The organism is Buchnera aphidicola (Macrosiphum gaurae), from assembly GCF_005080965.1.
GTDB lineage: Bacteria > Pseudomonadota > Gammaproteobacteria > Enterobacterales > Enterobacteriaceae > Buchnera > Buchnera aphidicola_S.
Genome location: NZ_CP034867.1, coordinates 64,899 through 86,133, shown reverse-complemented (window position 1 = coordinate 86,133; position 21,235 = coordinate 64,899). Strand labels below are relative to the sequence as shown.

At 24.2% G+C, this 21,235-nt stretch carries 20 protein-coding genes, 3 tRNA genes and 1 pseudogene; 9 read left to right on the top strand and 15 right to left on the bottom strand.

Annotated elements, in window-relative coordinates:
• Window positions 1-22: 22 nt before the first annotated feature.
• The 11 genes and pseudogenes from fliP to fliF all read right to left on the bottom strand — a co-directional run bounded on the left by fliP (window position 23) and on the right by fliF (window position 8,944).
• Entirely contained in the window at window positions 23-757 is a 735-nt protein-coding gene (gene fliP / locus D9V72_RS03165) for a flagellar type III secretion system pore protein FliP (RefSeq protein ID WP_261979236.1), read from the bottom strand.
• A gap of 36 nt (window positions 758-793) precedes the next feature.
• Window positions 794-1,150 (bottom strand): annotated as a pseudogene (gene fliO, locus D9V72_RS03160) (flagellar biosynthetic protein FliO); the annotation flags it as partial.
• Between the two features lie 23 nt (window positions 1,151-1,173).
• A complete protein-coding gene (fliN, locus tag D9V72_RS00405; RefSeq protein WP_158354482.1) occupies window positions 1,174-1,575 on the bottom strand; it encodes a flagellar motor switch protein FliN in 402 nt (133 codons plus the stop codon).
• Window positions 1,568-2,527, bottom strand: a complete 960-nt coding sequence (locus D9V72_RS00400) for a FliM/FliN family flagellar motor switch protein (protein ID WP_158354480.1) — start codon at window positions 2,525-2,527, stop codon at window positions 1,568-1,570. Before D9V72_RS00400 ends, fliN begins: the two co-directional genes overlap by 8 nt.
• Before the next feature lie 106 nt (window positions 2,528-2,633).
• Window positions 2,634-3,380: a flagellar hook-length control protein FliK gene (locus D9V72_RS00395; protein ID WP_158354478.1), complete on the bottom strand. Its 747-nt coding sequence runs from the start codon at window positions 3,378-3,380 to the stop codon at window positions 2,634-2,636.
• A gap of 89 nt (window positions 3,381-3,469) precedes the next feature.
• Entirely contained in the window at window positions 3,470-3,784 is a 315-nt protein-coding gene (locus D9V72_RS00390) for a hypothetical protein (protein ID WP_158354476.1), read from the bottom strand.
• Window positions 3,785-3,792: 8 nt separating this feature from the next.
• On the bottom strand, window positions 3,793-4,236 hold the full coding sequence (locus D9V72_RS00385; protein ID WP_158354474.1) for a flagellar export protein FliJ: 444 nt from the start codon (window positions 4,234-4,236) through the stop codon (window positions 3,793-3,795).
• A gap of 29 nt (window positions 4,237-4,265) precedes the next feature.
• A complete protein-coding gene (locus D9V72_RS00380) occupies window positions 4,266-5,627 on the bottom strand; it encodes a FliI/YscN family ATPase (protein ID WP_158354472.1) in 1,362 nt (453 codons plus the stop codon).
• Window positions 5,627-6,289, bottom strand: coding sequence for a flagellar assembly protein FliH (locus D9V72_RS00375; protein WP_158354470.1), 663 nt, complete (start codon window positions 6,287-6,289; stop codon window positions 5,627-5,629). Before D9V72_RS00375 ends, D9V72_RS00380 begins: the two co-directional genes overlap by 1 nt.
• Entirely contained in the window at window positions 6,282-7,277 is a 996-nt protein-coding gene (fliG, locus tag D9V72_RS00370; RefSeq protein ID WP_158354468.1) for a flagellar motor switch protein FliG, read from the bottom strand. Before fliG ends, D9V72_RS00375 begins: the two co-directional genes overlap by 8 nt.
• The gene (fliF, locus tag D9V72_RS00365) at window positions 7,274-8,944 is read right to left on the bottom strand and encodes a flagellar basal-body MS-ring/collar protein FliF (RefSeq protein ID WP_158354466.1); all 1,671 of its coding nucleotides are present in this window, start codon (window positions 8,942-8,944) and stop codon (window positions 7,274-7,276) included. Before fliF ends, fliG begins: the two co-directional genes overlap by 4 nt.
• A 233-nt stretch (window positions 8,945-9,177) precedes the next feature.
• On the opposite strand from fliF, the gene fliE reads away from it, so the two are divergent.
• On the top strand, window positions 9,178-9,486 hold the full coding sequence (gene fliE / locus D9V72_RS00360) for a flagellar hook-basal body complex protein FliE (RefSeq protein ID WP_158354465.1): 309 nt from the start codon (window positions 9,178-9,180) through the stop codon (window positions 9,484-9,486).
• Between the two features lie 123 nt (window positions 9,487-9,609).
• Here fliE and D9V72_RS00355 read toward each other — a convergent pair.
• Together D9V72_RS00355 and gltX are read right to left on the bottom strand one after the other, a co-directional pair.
• Window positions 9,610-9,682 (bottom strand) — tRNA-Ala (locus tag D9V72_RS00355).
• A 202-nt stretch (window positions 9,683-9,884) separates the two neighbouring features.
• Entirely contained in the window at window positions 9,885-11,288 is a 1,404-nt protein-coding gene (gene gltX, locus D9V72_RS00350; protein ID WP_158354463.1) for a glutamate--tRNA ligase, read from the bottom strand.
• 201 nt (window positions 11,289-11,489) lie between these two features.
• Between gltX and D9V72_RS00345 the strand changes: the two genes are divergently transcribed.
• Together D9V72_RS00345 and D9V72_RS00340 are read left to right on the top strand one after the other, a co-directional pair.
• Window positions 11,490-11,562 (top strand) — tRNA-Val (locus D9V72_RS00345).
• 26 nt (window positions 11,563-11,588) lie between these two features.
• A tRNA-Lys gene (locus D9V72_RS00340) sits at window positions 11,589-11,661 on the top strand.
• 5 nt (window positions 11,662-11,666) lie between these two features.
• On the opposite strand, the gene ligA is transcribed toward D9V72_RS00340, so the two are convergent.
• Entirely contained in the window at window positions 11,667-13,700 is a 2,034-nt protein-coding gene (gene ligA / locus D9V72_RS00335; RefSeq protein ID WP_158354461.1) for an NAD-dependent DNA ligase LigA, read from the bottom strand.
• A gap of 253 nt (window positions 13,701-13,953) precedes the next feature.
• Between ligA and cysK the strand changes: the two genes are divergently transcribed.
• The 5 genes from cysK (at window position 13,954) to D9V72_RS00310 (ending at window position 18,620) form a co-directional block, all read left to right on the top strand.
• Window positions 13,954-14,904, top strand: a complete 951-nt coding sequence (cysK, locus tag D9V72_RS00330; RefSeq protein ID WP_158354459.1) for a cysteine synthase A — start codon at window positions 13,954-13,956, stop codon at window positions 14,902-14,904.
• A 157-nt stretch (window positions 14,905-15,061) separates the two neighbouring features.
• The gene (locus tag D9V72_RS00325; RefSeq protein WP_158354457.1) at window positions 15,062-15,319 is read left to right on the top strand and encodes an HPr family phosphocarrier protein; all 258 of its coding nucleotides are present in this window, start codon (window positions 15,062-15,064) and stop codon (window positions 15,317-15,319) included.
• Window positions 15,320-15,468: 149 nt separating this feature from the next.
• Window positions 15,469-17,184 carry a phosphoenolpyruvate-protein phosphotransferase PtsI gene (gene ptsI, locus D9V72_RS00320; RefSeq protein WP_158354456.1) on the top strand — a complete coding sequence of 572 codons (1,716 nt, stop codon included), beginning with the start codon at window positions 15,469-15,471 and terminating at the stop codon, window positions 17,182-17,184.
• 49 nt (window positions 17,185-17,233) lie between these two features.
• Window positions 17,234-17,737, top strand: a complete 504-nt coding sequence (crr, locus tag D9V72_RS00315) for a PTS glucose transporter subunit IIA (protein WP_158354454.1) — start codon at window positions 17,234-17,236, stop codon at window positions 17,735-17,737.
• Between the two features lie 82 nt (window positions 17,738-17,819).
• Window positions 17,820-18,620, top strand: a complete 801-nt coding sequence (locus tag D9V72_RS00310; RefSeq protein ID WP_158354452.1) for an undecaprenyl-diphosphate phosphatase — start codon at window positions 17,820-17,822, stop codon at window positions 18,618-18,620.
• Between the two features lie 14 nt (window positions 18,621-18,634).
• Here the strand turns inward: D9V72_RS00310 and D9V72_RS00305 are convergent, their stop codons facing one another.
• Window positions 18,635-19,894 (bottom strand): tRNA CCA-pyrophosphorylase, encoded by a 1,260-nt coding sequence (locus D9V72_RS00305; protein WP_158354450.1) that lies wholly within the window; start codon window positions 19,892-19,894, stop codon window positions 18,635-18,637.
• Between the two features lie 214 nt (window positions 19,895-20,108).
• On the opposite strand from D9V72_RS00305, the gene rfaE1 reads away from it, so the two are divergent.
• The gene (gene rfaE1, locus D9V72_RS00300; RefSeq protein ID WP_158354448.1) at window positions 20,109-21,056 is read left to right on the top strand and encodes a D-glycero-beta-D-manno-heptose-7-phosphate kinase; all 948 of its coding nucleotides are present in this window, start codon (window positions 20,109-20,111) and stop codon (window positions 21,054-21,056) included.
• Window positions 21,057-21,235 lie beyond the last annotated feature (179 nt).

Sequence of the window (21,235 nt, the reverse complement as noted above, 5' to 3'; positions counted from 1 at the left end):
ATAAAAATATTTTATAAAGATTTTATGTATTAAAACTTTGTGCTAATGAAGTAATTAATAATTGCCATCCATCTACTAGAACAAACAACATTAATTTAAAAGGCAAGGAAATTGTTGAAGGTGGTACCATCATCATACCAAGAGCCATTAATACACTAGCGACTACTAAATCAATAATCAAAAAAGGTATAAAAATAGTAAATCCAATTTGAAAAGCAGTTTTTAATTCACTTGTAATAAATGATGGCAATAAAATACGCATTGGTATATCATTTTTATTTTCATAATAGGAAATATTTGCTAATTTTGAGAACAACTCTAAATCAGGAATACGTATTTGATTTAACATGAATTTTTTTAACGGTATCGAACCTTTTGAAATAGCATCTTCCATATTCATCTTTTCTTCGCTAAATGGTACGTAAGCATCCTGATATATTTTATCAAATGTAGGCGACATTATAAAAAAGGTCAAAAAAAGTGCTAAACCAATTAATATTTGATTTGGTGGTGCGTAGGGAGTACCTAAGGCATTTCGCAATAGACCAAAAACGATAATAATTCTTGTAAAACTAGTCATCATTAAAAGAAATGCTGGTAAAAAAGTCAGAGATGTTAAAAAAACTAAAGTTTGTACTGGTACAGACCAAGTTTGTCCGCCATCATCTAAAACATGACTTGTTAGTCCAGGTATTTCTGCACGAACTGTGGGACAAAGTAATAATAAAAATAAAAATGGAATAATTCGATAAAACATTATTTTTTTCCAGAATATTTTAGAAAAATTTTTTAAAGAACGATTAAAAGATTTTTTTTGAAACAAAGTATCGTCTATTTTTTTTATTTTTTCATCTTTTGAAATAGATGAAAATGTATATAAATGAGTAATATTTTTTGTTGTTACACCCAATAGCAGTCTTACTCTTTTAACTTCAACTAACACAATAGATTCTTGTGATCCGATGGATAATCTATCTATAATTCTTATAGAAGATGTCATGTTATTAATTTTAAAAAAAGAAAGTTTCTTTAAAATCCAACTTAAAAATAATATTAGTAATATTATTTCGGACAACGAACTAATTATTTGAAAGAATTTCTCACTATTAAATATCGGTTGAAAAGTATTTGATATTGACTGAAAAAACATATTATTTTTCATAAAATTTAAATTTAAGATAAAACATTCATAGTTTTTAAAGAATTTTTTATTTTTGTGATTCGAAGACCATATTTTTTTTCTAAAACCACAATTTCACCGGACGCAAATAAATGCCCATTAATAAAAATATTTAATGGTTTTGTTATTGATTGATCCAAAATTAACATGCTTCCCTTTGAAAAGCTAAGAAAATCTTTAATTTTTATTTTTGATTTGCCTAATTCAATAGTAATGTTAACAAATGTATTAAGTATAACGTTTTTGCTATCGATTGCATTTTGAGAATCATTTATTATACTTTTATTTAATTGTTTTTTAGATGATAAATTTTTATTAATTTTTTGACTTTTAAATATTTTTTTCTCAGAATCGATTAATTTTTCATTATTAGAGCTTTTCTCTATATTACTCATGAGATTGTTCCTTATCTTGATTAGACTCTAAATTATTATTAATAAACTCTTCTATAAAAACAATAGATTGTTCATTAAATCTTTTATAACTTCCCCAAAATATAGCTTGATCTTCTATAAATCCTGTAATTTTATCAGGTTTTTCGATTAATAACACATCTCCTACTGACAAATTATAAAGTTTATTATATGAAACAGAAATACCAATTATTTTAGATGTAATATTTAGTTCAACGTTGTGTATATCATTCAAAGAAATTTTATTCTCAATATTTTTTTCTATACATATATTTTTATGATAATTATTTTTTGAAAGAAATATTTTTTCATTTATATGTTTGAATATTGATATTGGAATCAAAATATTAAAAAAAACTTCTGTACTATTAATATTAAAATTAAAAAAATTAATTAAAAATACTGTGTTAATATTAAAATTAGATTGTTTAAAATCAAAAAATGTTTTTTTATTAATAAAATTTATTTCTGTCAAAAAATTTTGTCTATAAATTTTGGAAAAAGAAGTTGTGATAAAGTCAATAATTTTTTTATTAATAAGAGTTTCAGTAGATGTAATGTCTGTTATTCTTTTAGTTTTATCTTTAAATCCACCTCCACCTCCGAATAAAATATCTATGATAATAGACAAAAATTCATCAGAAAAAATTATAAAAGATTGATATTTATACGGTAATATTTCTACTAAGTTAAGACATCTTAAATTTTTTATAATTTTTTTATTAGAATTACAAGATCCTATTTTCGTATTACAAAAAACTAACTTAATACTATTTTGAGTAAAACTAGAAAAAAATTTTATAAACTTTTTTATAAAACAATTATTAATATCTTCTAATATTTTAATTTCATGTTCTTTTAAGTGATTATGTAAATAATTTTCTCTCTCATGATTTTTTTTAAGTTCATTATGTAAATTATTACTTTTCCCCATTTGTATACCTCACAGGTAAAAGTTATTAAAATATAAGTGAAACATTCGATTTTTTATATCGAACAGTATGATTATTCTTTTTAAAATAAAAATTCTATATTTCTTATTAAACTAATACATCAATTGGTGTATATTTTATTAAAGTTAAATTTTTTTCATATATATTGTTTTTTTTCTTAAAATTATTGATGTAATCTATATTTTTATTTTTTAGTTTTTTATTTTTAAAAGAACTGTAAATATTAAATTCTTCTAATTTAATTCCTTTTTGCGTTAATGAATTACGTAAAAAAGGTATATAACTATCTAAAAATTTTCTTACTTCATTATATTTAGAAATAAATTTTAATTTGACAGCATTATTTTTCATACTAATTATAATATGTATAGAACCTAAAAATTCTGGTTTTAAATGTATTTCTGCTTGATTGTATTTATTAAAAATTGATAAAAGTATTTTTTGACTAATTAATTTCTTCCATTCAATATAATTTTTTGTATCATTAAAAATTAATGGTTCATTATGTAATTCTATAGATTCTTGCTTATCATAAACTTTTAATACGTTTCTTTTATCAATTATATTATCAATTGTATTAATCTTTTTACATAAAGATGAAATACTTTTGTTTTTTTTTACATCTAATGGAAAAATTATTTTTTTTTCATCTTTTGTAAGATTTACTTTATTTATATAAATATCAAAATTTTTTATTTTTTTTGTAGAAGTTCCATTGTTTATCTTTTTTAAATATAAATTATTTATTATATTTATATTATTTCGTTCATTATTTTGATTATATCCATTTTTATTTTTTATAAGTTTATTTGATAAGATTTCTCTTTTTAACATTTTAAATTTTTCTTTATTTTTTCTTGTTTTAAAATATTTTGGATTTTTTAAAAAATTAATAGTATTCGATAAACTATTCTCGTCTTTTTTTATTTTTTTTTTTGTTTTTCGTCATCTTTAATATTATTAAAATTTTTAGAATCAATATCTGCATCTTTTTGAATTAAAGTATTTAATAAATTATTAATTACAAAATTAGCACATACAATACTTTTATCATCATCATCTTTTTTTTCTTCTATTAAAACATTATTAAATTCTGTTTCTTTAGTTAATAAAAATTTATTTAATTGATTAAAATCAGATCTTGATAAATTTGATTGATAATCAATATCAAAAAAATTATTACCTCTGTTAAGAGAAATATTTTTCTGTGAGGCTATATTGCAAATCATATTTAACATTCTAATAATTACCCTTTTTTAAGAAATTTTAATTGCAAAAAATTTTCATTAATTATTTCTTCTCGTATTTTTTTCATCTTTAATATTTCTTTTTTATTTATTATATTTAAATGCTTCCAAACTTTTAGTTTAATTTGATTTTTAGACCATACTTTTAAACTTTCTTCAAGTATTTTTTCATTTTTTTTAACGTTATTTATATTTTCTTTGATAATTTTTTGCAGTATAGAAATAAAATCATTGTAGTTCTGCCACTGGTATATATCAATTCCTGACATCATTTTTTTTTGTATTTTGTTTATATATTCTTTTTGATAATCAATTAAAATTTTTAATTGTTCATGATTTTTTTTATTTTTTAAATTAAGAGTTTTAATATTAATTGTATCTTTTTCAATTTTCTTTTTTTCTATTTCTTCTAACAAAGAAAATGAAAATTTTTTATATTTCATTAGTACAAAACATCCAGTATATTTAGAAATCAAAGAAATATTTTATTTAACTCTTGACAAGAAAGAAAATAATCACTTTTTTCTGATATTTTTTGTTGTAAAAATTTTTCTAATTGTGGCCAAATTTTAATAGCATGATCTAAGACTGCATCAGTTCCGGTAATATAAGCACCTATATTTATCAAATCTCTATTTCTTTGATAAGAAGAAACTAATTTTTTGAAATAAAAAGCTTGATAATGCTGTTGAGAATTAACAATATTAGGCATAACACGACTAACAGAAGATTCAATATCAATGGCAGGATAATGACCTAAACCAGCATAATAACGAGATAATATAATATGTCCATCTAAGATAGAACGAGCAAGATGTGAGACTGGATCTTGTTCATCTTCACCTTCAGTTAAAACGGTATAAAATGAAGTAATTGAAGCTTTGTTTTTATTAGCTCTTCCTGTCCGTTCTAACAAATTTGGAATTATTGAAAATATGGAAGATGGATAACCTTTAGAAACAGGTAATTCTCCTAAAGACAATAAAATTTCTCGTTGTGCCATAGCATAACGAGTTAAAGAATCCATGATTAACAATACGTGTTTATTACTCCTATAAAAATATTCTGCAATATTAGTAGCATAAGATGCTGCTTGTATTTTTAATAATGGAGACACGTCTGCAGGTGCAGCAATAACTACAGATCGTGATAATCCTTCAATTCCTAATATATTTTCTATAAAATCTTTTACTTCTCGACCTCGTTCTCCAATTAAAGCAATAATAATAACATCAGCTTGTGTATATCGTGCCATCATTCCAAGTAAAATACTTTTACCTAAACCAGAACTAGAAAAAATACCTATTTTTTGACCTCTTCCAATAGTTAATAGTCCGTTGATAGCACGTATTCCAGTATCTAGAACTTCAGTGATTGGAGTTCTATGTAATGGATTAATAGTATAATTTTTAATCGTAGTATAATGTTTACGATCAATTTTAGGTAGCCGATCTAATGGCTGACCTCGACCATCTAATACCCGTCCTAATAATTCTGTACTTAATGGCATTTTTTTTATAATGCAATCTACATAATTTCCTAATTTTGCAAAAACGCGAGCACCAGGAAAGACACCATTGATTTCTCCGAAAGATAACAGCAGAGTTTTTTCTTCTGAAAAACCTATTACTTCAGCACTAATATTTGCATTTTTACCGTCTATTTTTCTTTCAATAAAACATTCTGAACCAATAGGCATTTTTAATCCTACAACTTCTAAAACCAATCCATTAATACTAATAAGACGACCATAATTAATAATATCAGAAAGCTGCTCAATTCTATTTTCAAAAGAAGAAAACGTTTTTAAAAATTGAGTAAATCTTAAATTCATTAATATTCCTCTGAATCAATAAGACGACATAACTCCTGCCATCTAGCATCTATTGTAGCATCTATATCAACATTTTCTGATTTAATTTTACAACCATTTAAGTCTATACTATCATCGCAAACTAATATCCATTTATAAGTATTTAAAAAATCTTCAAAAATTTCTTCTATTAATTTTTTGTTGTTAGGATGAATTATAAGTTGTGGTTTTTTTAAAAAAATACCGTCTTTATTGATAATTTTTTTTATGTTATTTATTAAAATTGATTTATCAATGTCAATATTTTTACCAATTACATAAGATGCAATTTTTAAAACTGTTTTTAATAATTGAGAATATAATGCATTTTCAAATATGGACAGAGCATTTTCAAAATCTAAAAATAAATTATTTAATTTATTTTTTAATAAAATGTTCTCTTCTTGAGCTTGTAAGAGTCCTTTTTTAAAACCTATTTCATATGCTTGAGTTTTTTTAAAATCTATTTTAAATTCTTTCTCATCTACAATAAAATTTTTTTGATTCTTAGACTCTATTAAAAAATCTTCTTTTTTAAATTCATTAGAATATAATAAATCTTTGTTATTTTTTTTTATGCTTTTTAAAAATATTTTTTTTGGATACCATCGCGTCCATTTTTTTTCTAAGATCGAATTAGGCATAATGCTCTCTTAAATTTTTTAATGAAACTTTTCCATTTTCTATAATACTTTTAATCATTATTAAAATTAATTTTTGTTCATTTTTTATAGAAGCATCAGAAATGTAAGATTCTTTTTCTAGATTTAAAGATAGTTTATTAGATTCTACATCAGACATATTTTTAAAAAACTTTTTTCTAATAGCAGAATTTGTTTTTTGAAGTGCAATATACAACTTTTCTTCTTCTATATTTTCAATTAATAACTTAATATATTTATCATCTATCTCTACTAAATTTTCAAACGAAAACATTTCTTCAACAATTCTGCCTGCTAATTCTTTATTAACTATACTAATGTTTTTTATTGTTTCTTTTTCATGTTTCATTTTCATTGAATTCAAAATTTCAGCAGCAACTTTTATACCTCCTTTTTCTGATAAAATTAATTTTTTATTTAGCAATAAATTATTAACAACTTTAGTTAATTCAACTAAACAAGATTCCTCGATACCACGAAAATCTATAATTCTTAATATAATTTCAGCTCGTTTTTTGTTACTAAGAAAGGAAAGAATTTGGGCTGATTGATTTTTATTTAAATATACAAGTATTGTAGTAACAATTTGCGGATGTTCATTATCTAACAAAAAAGCTACTTGTTCAGCTTTCATATAATTCAACGCTTTAATACATATTTTAGCATTGCGGATTTCTAATGCTTCTTTTACTAAAGAATTTCCTTTTTTTTCTCCTAATGCTTTACTTAACATGTTGATAAGATATTCGTCACTGTTATTACAATTTAAAGCATTGTTTTTTATTGCGATATCGTAACACTCTAAGAGTATTTCATTTAATTTTTTAGTAGAAACTCTTTTAATATTCACCATAGCATTAATTAGTTCTTGCACTTCAAAAGGAGTTAAATGTTTTAATATTTCTCCTGCTTGATCAGAACCTATTGCTATTAATAACAATGCACTTTTTTCAGTACCATTTAAGATCATATTTTATCACTCATCCATTGACGAATAATCAACGCTATAGTACGTGGATTCTGATTAGATATATTACAAATTTGATGGATTAATTTATCTACATTTACGTTTTTTTGAATATCTACTTGCGTAATATTTTTCTCTAAAATATTATTTGTTTCTACACTTTTTTTATCTTTCATGATCAATGCGTTTTCAAAAGTATTACTTTTTGAAAAAGGACAAATATATTTTTTTAATAAAAAGAAAACAAATAAAAAACAAAAAAACCATGGCGCAATAATAAATAAAAAATTAGATGGTTCAAATGTTTTTAAATGATGTATTTGAATTGGTTTTTTTTGATTATGTTTGGCAAATGATGCATTTACAAGATGAATAGTATCTCCTCGAGATTTAGAGTATCCTATAGCTTCTCGTATTAATTTCTCAATATTTCTTGTTTTTTCTATAGTTAAGGGTACTAATTTTCCATTCTTGTCTTCAGTGAAATTAACTATCACTGCTACGGATAATCTTTTAATTTCTCCTATATTCATTTTAGTATGTGATACGCTATGATTTAATTCATAATTTATAGTATTATCACGATTAATATTGCTATTAATAGGGGTGTTATTATCTTCTGAATTTTGAGTATTTTTTATAGAATTTGATTTTTTTAAATCTTTATTATTTCGCTTGTTCTCATTAAAATAAATATTATTATTAGATAAAGCATTCGGTATATCTGATTTAATGGTTTGCTTTTCTATTTCATCATGAATACTTATTTGATGAGATCTTATTGATTGGTTTTTGCGATTAGTATTCGGTGAATATTTTTCCTGTGTTTTTTCTTGTGCATTAAAATCTATCTGTGCAGTTACTTCCGCATAAATATTACCAACTCCTACTAATGGTTCTAAAATATCTTTTATTCTATTTTTATAGCGAGTTTCAATATCTTTAGAATATTTAAATTGTGAATCATTAACTTGATCATATTCCAAAGAGGTTTGATTTAATAATTTTCCAAATTGATCTACAATAGTAATATTTTCTACTAAAAGATTAGATATACTGCTTGATACTAGATGCAATATGGCATTAATTTGTTCTCTATCTAATGTTTGTCCTGGCTGCAGCTCTAATACTACAGAAGCTGATGATTTGTTTTTATCTTGTTGTAAAAATAATGATGATTTAGGAAATGCTATATGTATTCGAGCACTTTTTACAGAATTAATCCTTTGTATAGTTCGAGCTAATTCTCCTTCTAAAGCACGCTGATAATTGATTTGTTCATTAAATTGACTTACTCCAAATTTTTCTTTATCTAATAGTTCAAACCCAACACCGCCACCTCTAGGAAGATTATTTTCTGCTAAACGTAAACGAATTTCATAAACTTTATCTTTTGGAACTGATATTTGACCTGATAAGTCAGTAAATTGATAGGGAATTTTCATTTGATTTAATTCATTAATGATAGCTCCACCATCTTCATTAGACAAATGATTATATAAAACTTGATACTCGGGAGATTTAATCCATATTGAAACAGAAACAGCAGTAACAACTGCAGCTGTTAATAAAATAATTAAAACACGAGAATTTTTTAAAAAATGAGGCAAAAAATTATTAAATTTTTTTTTCTCTTTTAAAACTGCATCTTCTATAGTGCTGAAATTCATGAAATCTTCCTATCTAAATTAGTCCTAGCTATAATTCAGTGAGAATTTAAAATCTCACTAATTAGTATAAAATAAAAAAATTTCCTATTAAATTGTTGTTGAATTAAAATATAATATTAATTTTTTATTAATATTCCTATCTTTTATACTATGATAGTATTTTTATCTTGATAAAAGATATGATAATATTTTAAAAATCTAAAAAATATAAAACTATTATAATGAGGAAGATCATGTTTATTGATAATATCAATCATCAAAATATTAATACAAAAATCGATTTATTGGATACAAATACAAAAACGCAAAAAAAAGAAAATGACAAGTTTATAGACTATGTAAAAGTAGCATTAGGAGAAATCAGCCAGACTCAAAATCGTGCAAAAATTGATTCTGAAAAATTCATACTGAATGAATCAGGAATATCTTTAAACGATGTAATGATAAATTTAGAAAAATCTTCTATTTCTATACAAATGGCAATTCAAATAAGAAATAAAATTGTTTCGGCTTATCAAGAAATAATGAGTCAACAAATTTAATTTATAAAATTTACTGTGCTGAAAAACATTTAGCACAGTGTCAAAAAAATCTCAAAGTAATTCGTTAAATAAAGTATTCTTCTGTATTTTTATAAAATTTTAGATTTATAATATTAATTTTAATGGAGCTAAGCGGAATCGAACCGCTCACATCTTGCATGCCATGCAAGCGCTCTACCAAATGAGCTATAGCCCCAAAATATTACAATATAAAAACACATGAATCCTGTCAATTTATTTTTATAAATAATATTAAAAATAAATATTCAAAAATATATTTTCTAAAAACCTAAATATAATCTGACTAAAAATTATATGTGTCAAATTTTTTATAAATAATTTTCATGCTTTAATTTTTATGCTTACTAAAATAAAAGCAGCTTTAAAAACACTATTATCTATAAACTCTTAATATAATTGATTGCTTTTTTAATCCTTGATAAAGATTTTTCTCGACCAATTAAATTAATTATCGAACTTATGCTAGGTGAATACATATTTCCTGTCATAGAAATACGTAATACCATGTTAACTACTTTAGTTTTTACTGTAAGATCTTTGGATACATTATTAATTATTGTCAATATATTATAATTATCCCAAACGGATAAGTTCTTCATTCTTTTATACAATTCTTCTAAAGTGTAAACACTTTCTGTTGTGAAATATTTCTCTACTGCTAGTTTATTAAAAAAATCAAATTCTTCATAAAAATATCGGCAAGATTCTGTTATTTCTTTTAAAGTATTAAAACGACTTCTTAATATTTTTACTACAGATTCTAAATCAGGACCATTCTTTATATTAATGTTTTGATTTTTCATATAATTTTTAAGAAGATTAGAAATATAATTTAATGATAAATTGTTAATATAATACTTATTTAACCATAAAAGTTTATTCATATTGATCTTACTAGGCGACTTACTGATAAATTTTAAATTAAATAATTCTTTCATTTCTGATATATCAAATATTTCTTTATCACCATAAGACCAACCTAATCGTATTATGTAATTTAAAAGTGCTTCTGGTAAAAAACCATTTTTATGATAGTCTATTATATTGATAGCATTTTTTCTTTTAGAAATTTTATGGCCTTCTTCATCTAAAATCATTGACAAATGTGCATAAACAGGTATTTTACCTCCTAAAGAGTGTAAAATATTAATTTGACGAGGTGTGTTATTAATATGATCTTCTCCACGAATAATATGAGTAATTTTCATATCTAAATCATCTACAACAACGCAAAAATTATAAGTAGGCATTCCATTACTACGTTGAATCACTAGATCATCTAATTCTGCATTATTGAAAATGATTTTTCCTCTTATTTTATCTTGAAATTCTATCTCACCAAACAAAGGGTTTTTAAAACGTATTACATAATTTTTATTTAATCTTTTTTTAATTTGTAAATTTCTACAAGTCCCAGGATAACGTGGTTTATTACCTTTTCTAATTTGTTTTATTCGTATTTCTTCTAATTCTTGAGGCGAACAAATACAGATATATGCATCTCTTTTTTCTAAAAGAAAGTTAATAACTTCTTTATATCTATTTAATCGTTCAGTTTGAAAATAAGGACCTTCGTCCCAATTTAATCCCAACCATTTTAATCCATTGATAATAGAGTTGATAGAAATTGATTTCGAACGTGAAAGATCAGTATCTTCTATACGAAGTACAAACTTTCCACCATGATGTCTTGCAAATAACCAAGAATATAAAGCAGTACGAATACTTCCAATATGTAAATTTCCAGTGGGACTAGGTGCAAAACGAGTTTTTACTTTCATATATTCCTTAAAAAATATTAATTTAGAAATTATCAATAAATCATATAAATATCATTTTAATATAAGTATTTCTGATTTTTTTTAAAATAGATTATAATTTAATCAATATGATTAAATTTTCAGCGAACAAATGTTATTTTTTAAAAAAAGATTGACTCTATTTCTTCTGGCTTTACAATATATATATATAGATTTGTAAAAGGGTGATTAGCTCAGTTGGTAGAGCTCCTCCTTTACACGGAGGAAGTCGGCGGTTCAAGTCCGTCATCACCCATCAAAAATTATTTAAAAATCTTTAAAGGGTCGTTAGCTCAGTCGGTAGAGCAGTTGACTTTTAATCAATTGGTCGCAGGTTCAAATCCTGCACGACCCAAAAATTTAGTTCTTTTCAATTAGAATCAAAGATTCTAATTCTTCTTCATTAATCATTCTAATATTTAAATTTTTAGCTTTAAAAAATTTAGATCCGAAATTTTTACCATAAATTAAACAATCTGTTTTTTGAGAAATGTTATTTAGAATTTTTGCACCTAAATTTATTAAAATTCTTTTCAGTTCCATTCTCGAAAAAGATTTGAAAACTCCTGTTAAAACAATTTTTTTATGAAAAAAATATGTTTTTTTTATATTATTGAGTTCATATCGATCTTGATTATTCCAAAAAATTCCTACTTTTATAATTAATTCATTAACCATATTACGATTTGAAATGATAGAAAAATAGTTGAATATATTATTTGAAATAACTTTTCCCACCCCATCTATATCATTTAATTTTAAAATATCAGCATTTATTAATTCATCTAATTTTGTAAAATAATTAGCTATTTTTTCAGAAACAGTATCTCCCACACCAGGTATTCCTAAAGCATAAATAAAACGTTTAAAAGTAGTTTGTTTACATTTATTAATAGAATTAATAATATTTATACTTTTCTTATTTCCTACATTTTTCAATTTAGTTAAATCAATATTTTTAAGATAAAAAAAATCTATTGGATTTTTAACTAATCCTTTTTGTATTAATTCGTTAATAATTTTTGGACCTAAGCCAATTACATACAAAGATTTCTTTGAAAAAAAATGATGTAATGATTTTTGTTTCTGAGCATCACATGTCAGTCCAGCATGACAGCGAATTATTTTTTCTTCAATATTTTCTAGTAATTGTGTATTACATACTGGACAAAATTTAGGGAAAACAATTTTTTTTGCATTCTTACAGCGTATTGTTTGAATAACACCTAATACTCTTGGTATAACATCGCCAGAACGACAAATTATTACAGAATCATGAGCATGTAAATCAAGTCTTTCAATTTCGCTCTTATTATGTAATGAAGCCTTACTAATCATAACTCCAGATATATAAACAGGATCAAAATAAGCTACAGGTGTAATCGATCCTGTTCTACCAACTTGAAATTTAACATCATTTAATATCGTAATTCTTTCTGCAGAAAAAAATTTAAATGCTATAGCCCATCTGGGCGATTTTGTATTAAAACCTAATTTATTTTGTAATTCTATTGAATTTACCTTAATTACAATTCCATCTATATCAAATTCAAGAGATTTTCTTTTTTTTTCAAATTTTTTATAATATTCGATAACTTCTATATAATTTGAACAGAGTAAAATATCTTTATTAACAGGCAATCCCCAAGATGAACATCTCATCAATCGTTTATAATGAGTCGTCAATTCTTCATTGTTTTCTTTAAAAAAATAACACCCGTAACATGAAAATCTTAATTTTCTTTTAGCTGTTATTTTCGGATTAATATGACGTAGTGAACCTGCAGCTGCATTTCGAGGATTAGAAAAAATTTTATTTTGATTCATTTTATTGTTTTGATTTAATTTTATAAAATCAGATTTTAACATAAATACTTCACCTCGAACTTCTAACCTTTTAGGTATATCAACTCCTTTCAAATTTAATGGGATTGATTCTATCATTCGAGCATTAGCAGTAACATTCTCTCCTTGAAAACCATCACCTCGAGTTGCTGCCTGAACAAGAATCCCTTCTTCATAAATTATACTAATAGCTATTCCATCTATTTTTAATTCGCAACAAAGAGACACTGCTACGTCAATATTGATTAACTTTTTAATTCTTTTTTCAAAAGTCAAATATCCATTGATATCAAATGTATTTTCTAACGATAACATAGGAAAAAAATGTTTTATTTTTTTGAATTTACTTAATAAATTTGCTCCTATTTTTTGCGTAGGTGAATCAGAAGTAATGAGTTCTTTATTTTTTAATTCTAAATTGTACAATTGATGTAACAAATAATCATATTCTGCATCAGAAACAATTGATTCATCCAATGTGTGATAAAAGTATTCATATTTTAAGATATTTTTTCGTAATTTATCAATTTTGTTTTTAGTTGATGTCATAAATTTATTATATATATAATTACCATAAAAGAAGATAAGTTTTAAACTTACTCAAATTTTATAAATGAATAATATTACTATTTTAAAAAATTTTTTATTATATAATTTATATTTATAATATTAATAGTAGAATTTTTTAATAATTGTTACAAATAAGTATAATAAAAAAATACTTTTAAAACACATGAACAATATTTCATTGAATATTATTTAGATTTTATAATACAGGAAAAAATTTCAAAAAAGAGGGAAAATGAGTAAAATATATGAAGATAATTCTTTCACGATTGGTAATACACCTCTAGTTCGTTTAAAAAAAATTGGACATGGAAATATTTTAGTAAAAATAGAATCTAGAAATCCAAGTTTTAGTGTTAAATGCAGGATTGGTGCTAACATGATATGGAGTGCAGAAAAAAATAAAAAAATAAATAAAAATATCGAATTAATAGAGGCAACTAGTGGTAATACAGGAATAGCATTAGCTTATGTTGCTGCTTCTAGAAATTATCGATTAACTTTAACCATGCCTGATACAATGTCTATTGAGAGGAAAAAACTATTACAAGCTTTAGGCGCAAAATTAATATTAACAGATGGAAAATATGGAATGAAGGGAGCTATTTCTAAAGCTAATGATATTGTATCATGTAACTCAAGTAAATATTTTTTATTAAAACAATTTGAAAATCCAGCTAATCCCGAAATTCATGAGATAACTACTGGTCCAGAAATTTGGAATGATACTAAAAATGGTAATTTAGATGTATTAATTTCAGCAGTAGGAACTGGAGGAACTATTACTGGCATTACAAGATATATCAAAAAAACAAAAAGAAAAAAAGACTTCATTAGTGTAGCTGTTGAACCTTCAGAATCAGCTGTAATTACACAATTTTTAGCAGGAAAAGAAATAAAACCTGGACCACATAAAATTCAAGGCATTGGGCCTGGATTTATTCCTAAAAATTTAGACTTGACGTTAATTGACCAAGTAATTACTGTTTCTAGCGAAAAAGCAATACTTATGGCTCAAAAACTAATGAAAAAAGAAGGGATATTAGCAGGAATTTCTTCTGGTGCTGCACTATATGCAGCAACTGAAATACAAAAACAAAAAAAATTTTTAGATAAGACAATAGTTGTTATTTTACCTTCTTCAGGAGAACGTTATTTGAGTACAGAATTATTTTCCAATCTATAGAGAAAATCATTAAAATACAATTTCCGCAATAAAAAACTTTCAAAAATCTTGTTTTTATTGTAGAGCTTGTATTCTAATAGTTCAAAACACAAAATAAAAAAATCTTCCAAAGATTTATTAAAATATCATATTAATACAATTTCATTAAGGAAAAAAAATGTTTCAAAATCAAGTCAAAATAACCGCTCCGCATGGTTTACACACTCGTCCTGCAGCTCAGTTTGTAAAAGAAGCAAAAAAATTTACTTCCGAGATTTCTATTATTTATAATGGCAAATCAGTCAATGCAAAAAGTTTGTTCAAAATTCAAACACTAGGTTTAATCCGAGGAAGTTTAATTACACTATCCGCTGAAGGAGAAGATGAAAAACAAGCAATTGAACATTTATCTATAATAATGACAGAATTAGAATAAATTGCCATTAATGAAACAATTTTTAATTTTCCTAAAAAATTAGAAGTTATAAAAAAATAACTTCTGATTATTTTATAAAAAAATATATTCGCCTGACACGTCATATTTCCATCTCTAAATAGATAAACTTTATTATTAAAGGTAATGTTATGATTTCAGGCATTTTAGCATCACCGGGTATAGCTTTTGGAACAGCTCTTTTATTAAAAGAAGAAGAAATTGTTATTAACCGGAAAGTAATTACTATTAAAAATATTGAAAAAGAAATAAAAAGATTTTTTGAAGGCAGAAAAAAATCAATACAACAGCTAACAGAAATAAAAATCAAAACAAGAGAAACATTTGGAGAAAAAAAAGAAAGTATCTTTGAAGGACATATTATGCTCCTTGAAGATGAAGAATTAGAAAAAGAAGTAATTAATCTGATCAAAGAAAAAAATATATCTGCTGCAGCAGCTACTGAATTAATCATTGAAGGACAAGCAAAAGCTCTCGAAGAACTGAAAGATGAATATTTAAAAAATAGAGCGATAGATGTAAGAGATATTGGAAACCGCTTATTAAAAAATATACTAAATCTTAATATTGTTGATTTGAATAATATAAATAGCGAAGTAATTTTAATTGCAAAAGACTTAACTCCTTCGGAAACAGCGCAAATAAATCTAAAATACATTTTAGGATTTATTACTGATTTAGGAGGTAAAACATCACACACATCAATTATGGCAAGATCATTAGAAATTCCTGCAATTGTAGGAACTGGAAATATTACAAAAATAGCAAAAAATAATGATTATATTATTTTAGATTCTATTAATAATCAAATTTTTATAAATCCATCTAATCAATTAATTAATCAAAAAAAAGAAATAAAAAAGAATTATATTTTAAAAAAAAATAAATTAATAGTTTTAAAAAGTTTACATGCCACAACTATTGACGGACATACTATTAAAATTGGTTCTAATATTGGAAGTCTGAAAGATATTGATTCTGCAAAAAAAAATGGTGCAGAATGTATTGGTCTATATCGAACTGAATTTTTATTTATGGGCAGAAATGCTTTACCTACTGAAAATGAACAATTTCAAGCATATAAACAAATTGCAGAATCAATGAAAAATAAATCTGTCATTATTAGGACGATGGATATCGGTGGAGATAAAGATCTTCCTTATATGAATTTGCCAAAAGAAGAAAATCCATTTCTCGGATGGCGTGCTATACGTATTTCAATGGATCGTAAGGAAATATTGCACACACAGTTAAATGCTATTCTTAAAGCTTCTGCATTTGGTAAAATATGTATCTTGTTTCCTATGATAATATCTGTAGAAGAAATCAGATTTTTAAAATCCGAAATTAAAAAACTTCAAATTCAACTACATAATAATAACATAGCGTTTGATGAAAATATTGAAATTGGTATTATGATCGAAACCCCAGCATCAGCGATAATAGCTGAACATTTAATAAAAGAAGTAGATTTTTTTAGTATTGGCACTAACGATTTAACACAATATACTTTAGCTGTTGATAGAGGAAATGATTTAATTTCACACCTTTATAACCCTATGAACCCATCTGTTTTAAAATTAATTAAACAAGTTATCGATGTTTCACATTCAAATAAAAAATGGACCGGCATGTGCGGAGAGCTCGCAGGAGATGAACGTGCTACTATTCTTTTATTAGGAATGGGATTAGATGAATTCAGCATGAGTTCGATAAGTATCCCTAAAGTTAAAAAAATTATTCGTAAAACATCTTTTTCTGATGCTCAAAAATTAGCACAAAAAGCATTAGAATTACCTACTACTAAAGAAGTACTTAATTTAGTAAAAAATTTTACAAATAATTAAGATGTAAGAGTATATTAAAAGATACAAAAAAAGTACTCAGGAGAAAAAAATGAGTTTCTTTTCTGATTTTTTTAACAGCAAAAAAACTAATTTTTCTAAAAAAATAGAAATTATTGCACCTTTATCAGGTGATATAATAAAAATTGAAGATGTACCAGATCATGTTTTTTCTAAAAAAATTGTAGGAGATGGAATAGCTATCAAACCATCAGGAAATCAAATTCTAGCACCAGTAAATGGAAAAATTGGAAAAATATTTGAAACTATGCATGCTTTTTCAATTATTTCAGAAGATGATGTAGAATTGTTTGTACATTTTGGAATTGATACAGTAAAGTTAAAAGGAGAAGGTTTTAAAAAAAAAGCAAAAGATAATCAAATAGTAAAAATAGGAGACGAAATTCTCACGTTTGATTTAAATTTTCTTAAAGAAAAAGCACAGTCTATTTTGACACCTGTCGTAATATCTAATATAGAAAATTTTAAAAAAATAAAAAAATCATCTGGGACTATTATTGCTGGAAAGACAGTTATTATCACTTTATATCATTGATTTATAATATAAAAACGGTGCTGTTATTTAGTACCGTTTTAATTATACACTATTAATATTAAATAATTTTAACGGAAAAATAATGCTTGATTTATATCAAGTTATCGCTTCTATTATTATTGGAGTAATAGAAGGGATAACAGAATTTCTTCCTATTTCTTCTACAGGACATATAATTATAGCTTCTCATTGGTTAAATATAGAAGGCAACAATAACACAAAAATATTAGAAACATTTATTACATTGGGTTCCGCATTATCAATTTTATATTTTTTTCACAAAAAAATCTTAAAGATAATAAAATTTAATATAAACATTGAAAATAAAAAAACAAAAACTATACATGTCCTTATTTCTATTTTACCTACAATATTTTTGGGACTTATATTTTATAAAAAAATTAAATCGTTATTTAATACACATAATATTATGTATTCATTGATATTAGGTGGTGTGTTTTTATTAGTATCTGAAATATTCAAACCTAAAAAATATACAACATATAGTATTAACGAAATTACTTTATTTCAATCTGCAATAATTGGTCTTTTTCAAACTTTTTGTTTATATCCTGGTTTTTCAAGATCTGGAGTAACTATAGCAACTGGAATACTATTAGGTATTAAAAAATCGGTTTCGATAGAATTCTCTTTTATAATATCAATACCATTAATAATGGGAGCATCTTTTTTAGATTTTATGAAAAATATCAATAATATTAAAATATCAGATATTCCAGTATTTTTTACTGGATTTATAATATCTTTTGTAGTTTCTCTAATATGTATTAAAAAATTATTAAAAATAATAAATAAAACATCACTAATATTTTTTGGAATATATCGTTTTATAATAGTTGGATTAATTTATTTCATTAATTAATTTTAAATTTTTGATTAAAAGAATATATTTTTACAGATAGGAACAACATTTAATTTTTTTAAACGCCATAATTCTAATTTTTTAATTCTTAAACGCATTAATTCATCTTTTATTTTATGACCCTTAAAACCTTTTTGTAAAATTAATTTAATAGAAACACTTCTAACAATATTAAAACACTCTTTTAAAAAACAACCAGATTTCATATAAAAAAATTCAGATTTATACTGATTAGGAAAATTAAAATTACTCAAAAATGCTATTTTTTTAACACGTTCTGGTTTTCTCCAAGCATCAACTTTTGAAAACAGGTTTATAATATTTCTAGATGATTGATGATGAATAGTACTTAAAAAAAAATAAAACCCAGTATTCAAGACTGCTATATCTCTGATATAAGATGGAATATTAAATCGCTTACATAGATTTTTAACAATAGAAGCTGAATATGAATCAAAAAATATTCCTGAATAATTTTTATCTGTTTGATTAACCGATAAAAATTGACATAAATAAGAAAAACGCATATCAACATCTTTATTATAAAGTGATATTTTAGCTAACCCCATTAATATTATGTTGTTATCATATAATTTGTTAAAAAGAGTATAATTTAGAAAATTTTTTTTTTCATATAAAAAGTACATTTCTGGAAAAAAGAAATTAAGTGCATTACAAGCATATAAAACTTGGAAATATACATGAGGATTAGAAGTTTTAAAAGCTTTTTCGGTTTCATTCCATATTCTATTTGAAGTTAAATATGACAACTCCTTTTTTTTTACTATAACACACATTAACAACATAGTTTCTTTTGCAATTTTGAATCCTAAATGCATTAAAGCAGCAGCAAATCTTGCTACACGTAAAACACGTAATGGATCTTCCGAAAAAGATTCTGAAACATGTCTTATTAAACGATTTTTAATATCTCTTTTACCTTGAAAAGGATCAATATAATTACCATATTGATCTTGAGCAATAGCGTTAATTGTTAAATCTCTTCTTATTAAATCTTCTTCTAAAGTTACATTAGGATTACAATCAGTATCAAAACCAGTATATCCTTTCCCAGATTTTCTTTCTTTTCTTGCTAAAGCATATTCTTCATGTGTTTCTGGATGTAAAAAAACTGGGAAATCTTTACCAACTTGTTGAAAATTTCTTTCTAACAATATTTTTTCTGTACCGCCTACTACCACCCAGTCTTTATCTTTAACAGGCAAATCGAGCAAAGAGTCGCGGACAGCTCCTCCTACTAAATATATTTTCACAATAATTTTCTCATACTAAAAAAAATCTATTCTATAATAGAAAAATAAAAATTTTTATATAATTATTTATTATTTTAAAAAATTAAATCTTGTAATAATGTTTTATATAATATATAAAAAATATCTTATCAACTTTACATTTTTTATATTTATTTTAAAAAAATGTTAAGTGTTTAATATTTATTAAATTATTTAAAATTATAAGGATGATATTATGAAAAAAAAATTAATTAATTTCAATAATTCATTTGTTCTAGTTGTAGGAGATCTAATACTAGATTGTTATTGGTACAGTAAAAACCATTACATGCTGTCTGAACAATCCACACCAATCGTCCCAATTCATAAAATTAAAGAACAACCTGGAGGTGCTGCAAATGTAGCTAAAAATATTGCAGAAATTGGAGGTTATTCTAAAATAATTGGTTTTATTGGTATGGATAATGAAGGATTAATATTAAGAAAACTTATGGAACATGTACGAATTAATTGCGATTTAATTTCTATAAAAAAAAATAAAACCATTACTAAAATTAGAGTTTTATCAGAAAAAAAACAATTAATTCGAGTAGATTTTCAAGAAAAATATATTTCTAAAAAAAATAGCATACTAGATCAGAAAATTATTGATTCATTGTCAAAATTCAAAATTTTAGTGCTATCAGATTATGCAAAGGGCACTTTAGTAAATATAAAAAAAATTATTCGTTTTGCAAAAAAAATGTCTATTCCTACACTGATAGATCCTAAAGGAATTGATTTTAAAAAATACTCTGGTGCTAGTTTATTGACACCAAATCTTTCTGAATTTGAAAAAATAGTTGGAAAATGTTATAGAGAAAATGAAATTTTACAAAGAGGGATAAAATTATTATCTGAACTAAATTTATCAGCATTATTAGTTACCCGTTCAAAGCAAGGCATGACTTTATTTCAAACACAAAAAAAACCAATACATTTTCCTGCTTTATCTAAAATAGCTTCTGATGTAACCGGCGCTGGAGATACTGTAATTGCTATAATTGCAGCATCTTTAGCCACAGGATATTCTTTAGAGGAGGCATGTTTTTATGCTAATATTGCAGCTAGCATAGTAATACAAAAAATTGGCACTGAAACATTAACTATTGATGAATTAAATTGTGTTTTAAATAAACAATAAAAAATCTGATTGTTTATCTTTATAATTTTCTATAAAACTTATGCAATATTTAGACAGATATAAATAAAATACTTTACTAAGTGAGTAAATAATATATAAAAACATTTTAAATATTATTTAAAACAAAAATTTCTACATTGCTCTTAAATTTAATTCAATATATAATGTATTAATTATCA

Excerpts from the sequence above, each read along its gene's own strand:
- D9V72_RS00395 (WP_158354478.1), bottom strand. The coding sequence starts at position 3,380 with ATGTTAAAAAGAGAAATCTTATCAAATAAACTTATAAAAAATAAAAAT.
- D9V72_RS00325 (WP_158354457.1), top strand. The coding sequence starts at position 15,062 with ATGTTTCAAAATCAAGTCAAAATAACCGCTCCGCATGGTTTACACACT.
- D9V72_RS00400 (WP_158354480.1), bottom strand. The coding sequence starts at position 2,527 with ATGGGGAAAAGTAATAATTTACATAATGAACTTAAAAAAAATCATGAG.
- D9V72_RS00380 (WP_158354472.1), bottom strand. The coding sequence starts at position 5,627 with ATGAATTTAAGATTTACTCAATTTTTAAAAACGTTTTCTTCTTTTGAA.
- D9V72_RS00390 (WP_158354476.1), bottom strand. The coding sequence starts at position 3,784 with ATGTTAAATATGATTTGCAATATAGCCTCACAGAAAAATATTTCTCTT.
- rfaE1 (WP_158354448.1), top strand. The coding sequence starts at position 20,109 with ATGAAAAAAAAATTAATTAATTTCAATAATTCATTTGTTCTAGTTGTA.
- D9V72_RS00310 (WP_158354452.1), top strand. The coding sequence starts at position 17,820 with ATGCTTGATTTATATCAAGTTATCGCTTCTATTATTATTGGAGTAATA.
- gltX (WP_158354463.1), bottom strand. The coding sequence starts at position 11,288 with ATGAAAGTAAAAACTCGTTTTGCACCTAGTCCCACTGGAAATTTACAT.
- fliE (WP_158354465.1), top strand. The coding sequence starts at position 9,178 with ATGTTTATTGATAATATCAATCATCAAAATATTAATACAAAAATCGAT.
- fliP (WP_261979236.1), bottom strand. The coding sequence starts at position 757 with ATGTTTTATCGAATTATTCCATTTTTATTTTTATTATTACTTTGTCCC.
- ligA (WP_158354461.1), bottom strand. The coding sequence starts at position 13,700 with ATGACATCAACTAAAAACAAAATTGATAAATTACGAAAAAATATCTTA.
- fliG (WP_158354468.1), bottom strand. The coding sequence starts at position 7,277 with ATGATCTTAAATGGTACTGAAAAAAGTGCATTGTTATTAATAGCAATA.
- crr (WP_158354454.1), top strand. The coding sequence starts at position 17,234 with ATGAGTTTCTTTTCTGATTTTTTTAACAGCAAAAAAACTAATTTTTCT.
- fliN (WP_158354482.1), bottom strand. The coding sequence starts at position 1,575 with ATGAGTAATATAGAGAAAAGCTCTAATAATGAAAAATTAATCGATTCT.
- D9V72_RS00375 (WP_158354470.1), bottom strand. The coding sequence starts at position 6,289 with ATGCCTAATTCGATCTTAGAAAAAAAATGGACGCGATGGTATCCAAAA.
- cysK (WP_158354459.1), top strand. The coding sequence starts at position 13,954 with ATGAGTAAAATATATGAAGATAATTCTTTCACGATTGGTAATACACCT.
- D9V72_RS00385 (WP_158354474.1), bottom strand. The coding sequence starts at position 4,236 with ATGAAATATAAAAAATTTTCATTTTCTTTGTTAGAAGAAATAGAAAAA.
- ptsI (WP_158354456.1), top strand. The coding sequence starts at position 15,469 with ATGATTTCAGGCATTTTAGCATCACCGGGTATAGCTTTTGGAACAGCT.
- fliF (WP_158354466.1), bottom strand. The coding sequence starts at position 8,944 with ATGAATTTCAGCACTATAGAAGATGCAGTTTTAAAAGAGAAAAAAAAA.